Here is a 7,021-nt window from a genome sequence, read left to right as displayed (position 1 = left end):
AAAGGCCGCATATTCTAAGGAATATCCGGACTTTTGCAAATGACTTTTTCCGGCGGCCTATCGGACGCCATGCAGATTTGCTATAGAGCCGTCGTTGAAAACGGCCGGTCAGCTCCCGCCAAGCGCGGGTTTGCTGTAGATCCCGCTTCCGTGCGGGTCTGCGCCGGTGCGATGACCGGCGCGGATTCTGGTGCCCTGTTACGCCAATATTGAGCAGTATTGGCGTGACAGGGCACTAAATTTTCGGCATGCCGCCGCCGGGCAACATACCGCCCATGCCGCGCATCATCTTGGCCATTCCGCCTTTCGCAGAGAATTTCTTCATCATCTTCTGCATCTGCTTGTGCTGCTTGATCAAGCGTCCGATGTCCTGCACCTGGGTGCCGGAACCCATGGCGATACGGCGTTTGCGCGAACCGCTGATCAGCTCAGGGTCACGGCGCTCGGCCGGGGTCATGGAGTTGATGATGGCTTCCATCTGCTTGAATTGCTTCTCTGCCGCACTCTGGGCATTGCCCATTTGCGCCAGGTTCACACCGCCCATGTTCGGCAGTTTGTCCATGAGGCCGCCGAGGCCGCCCATGTTCTTCATCTGTTGCAGCTGATCGCGGAAGTCTTCGAGGTCGAAGCCCTTGCCCTTCTTCAGCTTCTTGGCCAGCTTGTCGGCCTTGTCCTTGTCGAGGGTCGCTTCCGCCTGCTCGATCAGGCTGAGCACGTCGCCCATGCCGAGGATGCGCGAAGCGATACGCTCAGGATGGAACGGATCGAGCGCTTCGCTCTTCTCGCCCATACCGATGAACTTGATCGGCTTGCCGGTGATGGCGCGAACCGACAGCGCAGCACCGCCACGGGCGTCGCCGTCGACCTTGGTCAGGATCACACCGGTCAGCGGCAGTGCATCGCCGAAGGCCTTGGCCGTGTTGGCGGCGTCCTGACCGGTCATGGCGTCGACCACGAACAGGGTTTCAACCGGGTTGATCGCGGCATGCAACGCCTTGATCTCGCCCATCATCTCTTCATCGATGTGCAGGCGACCGGCGGTATCGACGATGACCACGTCGATGAATTTGAGCTTTGCTTCCTTAATAGCCGCTTGCGCGATCTCGACCGGCTTCTGGCTCAGGTCGGACGGGAAGAAGGTCACGCCCACTTCACCGGCGAGCATTTCCAGCTGTTTGATCGCCGCTGGACGGTAAACGTCCGCAGACACGACCATGACCGACTTCTTCTTGCGCTCTTTCAGGAAGCGCGCGAGCTTGCCGGCGGTGGTGGTTTTACCCGCGCCCTGCAAACCGGCCATCAGGATGACCGCTGGCGGCACGGCGCTGAGGTTCAAATCTTCGTTGGCTGCGCCCATCAGGCTTTCGAGTTCGGCCTGGACGATTTTCACGAAGGCCTGGCCCGGCGTCAGGCTGCGCGACACCTCGGTGCCGACAGCGCGCTCCTTGACCGAATTGACGAAGTCCTTGACCACCGGCAGCGCGACGTCAGCTTCGAGCAACGCCATGCGCACTTCACGCAGGGTGTCTTTGATATTGTCCTCGGTCAGCTTCGCCTTGCCGGTGACATGGCGCAGCGTCTGCGAGAGACGGTCGGTTAAGTTTTCAAACATTGCGCGATCCTTTCAGGCCCTGTACGAACCGGGATAATGGCGGCCCAGACCGGAATCAACATGTGCTCGGCGAGCCTGCGGCGTGGGCAGGTCGCGGATTATAGCGAAGACTGCGGTCGGCGGACACCTCGCCGTCAGCTTGTCTGGTCTTTCGTGCCGCGTGGGTTCTATGCCAAACTCAGCGCCTTTCGGGCTTGCCTAACAGGACTTATGCTCCCCTTGTCACCCAGTTTGCTTACCACCCTCGCCGCCGCCTGTTTATATGCCGCTGCGACTATCTATCAGGGCACCCGCCTGGCCAACTGCGCCAAGGCCAACAAGCGCCTGCTGGTCACGCTCGGCGTACTCGCGGTGCTGGCCCATGGCGCCAGCCTGGTGACCCACCTGCTGACGCCGATCGGCCTGGGCCTGGATTTCTTCAGTGCCGCCAGCCTGATTGCCGCCGCAGTCATCGCCCTGACTTTGCTGGCCTGCTCGCGAATCCCCGTGGAGAACCTGCTGGTCTTACTGTTTCCCCTCGGCGCGCTGACCGTGCTCCTGGCGCAGTTCGCTCCCGCCGGCACGGTACAGATCATCGACGAAGAACCGGGCATCCTTGCCCATATCCTGCTGTCGATCCTCGCCTACGGCATGTTCACTATCGCGGTATTCCAGTCGCTGTTGCTGCTGGTCCAGGACCATCAGCTCAAGCACAAGCATCCGTCCGGGCTGATCAAGAACTTCCCGCCGCTGCAGACCATGGAAAGCCTGCTGTTCGGCTTCCTCTGGGCCGGCTGGACGCTGCTGTCGATGTCGTTGATTTCCGGATGGCTGTTCGTCGACAACCTGTTCGCCCAACACCTGGTGCACAAGACCTTGCTGGCCTGCCTGGCCTGGATCGTCTTCAGCGTGCTGCTCTGGGGGCGCAATCGCCTCGGCTGGCGCGGACACAAGGCCATTCGCTGGACCCTTGCCGGATTCTGCCTGTTGATGCTGGCGTATTTCGGCAGCAAGCTGGTCCGTGAATACATCCTGCATATCTAACGGGCGGCATTAATGGACGACTTGCCCTTAGGGCCAATGCTCGCTGTAGTGGCCCTGCTGGTTTTATGGTCGGGACTGTTTTCCGCCATTGAAGCCGCACATCAATATCTGCTGGCCAAACGCATCGCTTCGCGCTCGAGCGACAAGCCACCGGCCAGGCTGAGCTTCCCGCTCGTCAGCCTGATCTTCTGCAATACCCTGTGTCGCGCGCTGGTCGTGGTCATTTGCACCTTGCTGGCGATTTTCACCTGGGCGCAGAACGGTCCATGGATCGCGTGCCTCGGTGCGGGCGCCATTCTTCTGGTGCTTGCCGACTATTTGCCCCGTGCCGTTGCCGCCCGCCATCCGGATGCCATCCTCGCCTTTGGCAACAGCTTGCTGCGCGTCCCGCTGAAAATGGTTTACCCCGCTGCCTGGTTGCTTGATGCCATCGCCAAACTGTTGATTCGTCCACTGGCCCGCAAGGTCAAGGTCGTGCAACAGAGCGAAGACGAGGCACCACACGCCCAACACGATGACCGCGAACCCGCCGTCCACCGGCCACATCCGCTGCCCGGCATCCATGCGCTGGACAACATCACGGTCAACGACATTCTGGTGCCGCGCAGCGAAGTCGACGGGATCAACCTCGATGACCCGATCGAAGAAATCATCGAACAACTGCGCAACAACACCCGCACGCGCCTGCCGGTGTTTCACAGCGACATCAATCAGGTTGAAGCCGTGCTCAACACTCGGCAAATCGGCCATCTGCTGGCCGACAACAGCCTGACACTGGACGCGCTGATGGCGGCCAGTCGCGAACCGTACTTCGTACCGGAAAGCACTCCGCTGCAACTGCAACTGCTGAATTTCCACAAGCAGCAGCGTCGGCTTGGCATGGTCGTCGACGAGTACGGCGAGGTGCTTGGCATCGTGACCCTGGAAGACATTCTCGAAGAAATCGTCGGCGAGTTCGAAAGCCAGCAAAGCCTGGACAACCCGCACATTCACCCCCAGGCCGACGGCCGCCTGGTGATCGATGGCGCCGCATCGATACGCGACCTCAACAAGAGCCTCGGCTGGCACCTGCCATGCGATGGCCCGAAAACCCTTAACGGGCTGGTGACCGAGGCGCTGGAAACCATTCCCGAGAGCGCGGTATGCCTGAAAATCGGTCGTTATCGCCTGGAAATCCTCGAGACCGAAGACAACCGCGTCACTCGGGTATTGATCTGGCATACCGGCCCGGCGCCCGTCGCGGCCACGGCAGGCTGAGCATTCTTGCCCCCTTGTTGAATCGTTAGCCACCTTCCTATAATCGAGGCGCTTACCCAAGCCCCCCGCTACGCTGTGCTACCCGCACTCTGCTGCAAACCCACATCCCTGGGTGTTCAACCATAATAATTCGCTCCACTGGGGCACATGACTGTCAGGGATAACCGCATGACGACCAGCACAACTTACGACCACGCGCCTGCGCAACCGACGAACTCCGCCACCCGCGTGGCCACCGCGAGCTTCATCGGCACCGCCATCGAGTTCTACGACTTCTACGTTTATGCCACTGCTGCCGCACTGGTGATCGGCCCGGTATTCTTTCCGCAGACGTCCGGGACGGCGCAGATGCTCTCGGCTTTCCTGACGTTCGGCATCGCGTTTCTGGCACGACCGCTGGGCTCGGCGCTGTTTGGCCACTTCGGCGACCGCATCGGACGCAAATCCACCCTGGTGGCCTCGCTGTTGCTGATGGGCGTATGTACCACGCTGATCGGCGTGCTACCCGGCTATGACAGCATCGGCGCCTGGGCGCCGATCCTGCTTTGCGTGCTGCGTTTCGGCCAGGGCCTGGGGTTGGGCGGGGAATGGGGCGGCGCGGCGCTGCTGGCCACGGAGAACGCCCCCAAGGGCAAACGCGCCTGGTTCGGCATGTTTCCGCAGCTCGGCCCTTCCATTGGCTTTCTTGCGGCCAACGGCCTGTTTCTCACCCTGGCCATGGTGCTGGACGATGAACAGTTCCGCTCCTGGGGCTGGCGGATTCCGTTCCTGCTCAGTGCCGCGCTGGTGATGGTGGGCCTGTACGTGCGCCTCAAGCTTCATGAAACGCCGGTCTTTGCCAACGCCGTGGCCCGCCAGGAACGGGTAAAAATCCCGCTGGTCGAGCTGTTCAGCCAATACTGGGTGCCTGTCTTGCTGGGTGCCGGTGCGATGGTGGTGTGTTACGCACTGTTTTATATCTCGACGGTGTTTTCCTTGAGTTATGGCGTCGCGACGCTGGGCTACAGCCGTGAAACCTTCCTCGGCTTGCTGTGCTTCGCCGTGTTATTCATGGCGGCGGCTACTCCACTGTCCGCCTGGGCCAGCGACCGCTACGGACGTAAACCGGTGCTGATCATCGGCGGCGTGCTGGCAATTTTGTCGGGCTTTTTGATGGAACCGCTGCTGACCCAAGGCTCGACCTGGGGCGTGGCACTCTTCCTGTGCATTGAGCTGTTCCTGATGGGCGTGACGTTTGCGCCGATGGGTGCACTGCTGCCGGAGCTGTTTCCAACTCACGTGCGTTATACCGGCGCCTCTGCCGCCTACAACCTGGGCGGTATTGTCGGTGCCTCGGCGGCGCCGTTCTTTGCGCAAAAACTGGTAGCTATGGGTGGCTTGAGCTATGTCGGCGGTTATGTGTCCGGCGCAGCGGTGCTGAGCTTGATCGCCGTACTGTGCCTGAAGGAAACCCGGCATAACGATTTGAATCGGGTCGCCTGACGGATTGCTTTCGCGGGCAAGCCTCGCTCCTACAAGGTCAGTGTCGATCATGGAATAACGGCACGACGTATAACCCTGTAGGAGCGAGGCTTTCCCGCGAGGGCGTCTTTACTGACAATACACTTGCGTGAAAACCACAGTTTTCCCCCCGCCCATTGTCACCTCGCTCTACGCGCATCAGCTTATCCCCGCTATACTTCCCGGCTTTTCCTGAATAAATGCCAATAGGGTCCCGCCGCGCATGGATAAGACCTACCAGCCGCACGCCATTGAAACTTCCTGGTACAACACCTGGGAGTCAGAGAATTACTTCGCCCCGCAAGGCGCGGGCGAGTCCTACACCATCATGATCCCGCCGCCGAACGTCACCGGCAGCCTGCACATGGGGCATGGCTTCAACAACGCGATCATGGACGCCCTCATCCGTTTCCGCCGCATGCAGGGGCGTAACACCCTGTGGCAGCCAGGCACCGACCACGCCGGTATCGCGACGCAGATGCTGGTGGAGCGTCAACTGGAAGCCCAGGGCCAGAATCGTCACGATCTGGGCCGCGACAAATTCCTCGAGAAAGTCTGGGAGTGGAAGGACCAGTCGGGCGGCAACATCAGTCGTCAGATCCGTCGCCTCGGCTCGTCCGTGGACTGGAGCCGTGAGCGCTTCACCATGGACGACGGCCTCTCGGAAGCCGTGAAGGAAGCGTTTGTCCGCCTGCACGAAGACGGCCTGATCTACCGCGGCAAGCGCCTGGTCAACTGGGACACCAAGCTGCACACGGCGATTTCCGACCTCGAAGTGGAAAACCACGACGAGAAAGGTTTCCTGTGGAACCTGAAGTACCCGCTTGCCGACGGCGCCAAGACGGCTGAAGGCAACGATTTCCTGATCGTCGCGACCACTCGCCCGGAAACCATGCTCGGCGACTCTGCCGTCGCGGTGAACCCGAACGATGAACGCTACAAAGCCCTGATCGGCAAATTTGTTGAGCTGCCACTGGTTGGCCGCCGCATCCCGATCATCGCCGACGATTACTGCGACCCGGAATTCGGCACCGGCTGCGTGAAAATCACCCCAGCCCACGATTTCAACGACTACGAAGTCGGCAAGCGCCACAACCTGCCGCTGCTGAACATCTTCGACAAGAACGCCGCGGTCCTGCCGGCCTGCCAGGTGTTCAACCTCGATGGCACGCTCAACGAAAGCATCGACGGCAAGATTCCGGCCGAATATGCCGGCCTGGACCGCTTCGAAGCGCGCAAGCAGATCGTCGCTGCGTTCGAAGCTGCCGGCCTGCTGGTCAGCGTCGACGATCACGGCTTGAAGGTGCCGAAAGGCGACCGCTCCGGCACCATCATCGAACCGTGGCTGACCGACCAGTGGTACGTGTCCACCAAGCCTTTGGCAGAACCGGCGATTGCCGCCGTTGAAGACGGCCGCATCCAGTTCGTACCCAAGCAATACGAAAACATGTACTTCTCGTGGATGCGCGACATCCAGGATTGGTGCATCAGCCGTCAGCTGTGGTGGGGTCACCGGATCCCGGCCTGGTACGACGAGTCGGGCAAGGTCTACGTCGGTCGCGACGAAGCCGAAGTGCGTGCCAAGCACAACCTCGGCCCGGACGTTGCGCTGCAACAGGACAACGACGT

Annotated in this window: 5 protein-coding genes; 4 read left to right on the top strand and 1 reads right to left on the bottom strand. The window is 60.9% G+C overall.

Annotated features, from left to right (window positions below):
- Nucleotides 1-235 precede the first annotated feature (235 nt).
- Nucleotides 236-1,612 carry a signal recognition particle protein gene (ffh, locus tag D8U18_RS03920; RefSeq protein ID WP_056853626.1) on the bottom strand — a complete coding sequence of 459 codons (1,377 nt, stop codon included), beginning with the start codon at nucleotides 1,610-1,612 and terminating at the stop codon, nucleotides 236-238.
- Between the two features lie 210 nt (nucleotides 1,613-1,822).
- Here ffh and ccsA point away from each other — a divergent pair, with 210 nt between their 5' ends.
- From ccsA to D8U18_RS03900, 4 genes are all read left to right on the top strand, one after another.
- Nucleotides 1,823-2,635 (top strand): cytochrome c biogenesis protein CcsA, encoded by an 813-nt coding sequence (ccsA, locus tag D8U18_RS03915; RefSeq protein ID WP_056853627.1) that lies wholly within the window; start codon nucleotides 1,823-1,825, stop codon nucleotides 2,633-2,635.
- Between the two features lie 12 nt (nucleotides 2,636-2,647).
- Complete coding sequence (locus D8U18_RS03910) at nucleotides 2,648-3,892, top strand: transporter associated domain-containing protein (protein WP_130905952.1); 1,245 nt, start codon at nucleotides 2,648-2,650, stop codon at nucleotides 3,890-3,892.
- Between the two features lie 168 nt (nucleotides 3,893-4,060).
- Entirely contained in the window at nucleotides 4,061-5,374 is a 1,314-nt protein-coding gene (locus D8U18_RS03905) for an MFS transporter (protein WP_056853629.1), read from the top strand.
- Between the two features lie 241 nt (nucleotides 5,375-5,615).
- On the top strand, nucleotides 5,616-7,021 hold a 1,406-nt coding region (locus D8U18_RS03900), incomplete at its 3' end, for a valine--tRNA ligase (protein ID WP_131107059.1).

The organism is Pseudomonas sp. Sample_10, assembly GCF_004321495.1.
Classification (GTDB): Bacteria; Pseudomonadota; Gammaproteobacteria; order Pseudomonadales; family Pseudomonadaceae; genus Aquipseudomonas.
This window is presented reverse-complemented; position numbering and strand designations above follow the sequence as displayed.

Coding starts and splice junctions, on each gene's coding strand:
- ffh (WP_056853626.1), bottom strand. CDS start 1,612: ATGTTTGAAAACTTAACCGACCGTCTCTCGCAGACGCTGCGCCATGTC.
- D8U18_RS03905 (WP_056853629.1), top strand. CDS start 4,061: ATGACGACCAGCACAACTTACGACCACGCGCCTGCGCAACCGACGAAC.
- ccsA (WP_056853627.1), top strand. CDS start 1,823: ATGCTCCCCTTGTCACCCAGTTTGCTTACCACCCTCGCCGCCGCCTGT.
- D8U18_RS03910 (WP_130905952.1), top strand. CDS start 2,648: ATGGACGACTTGCCCTTAGGGCCAATGCTCGCTGTAGTGGCCCTGCTG.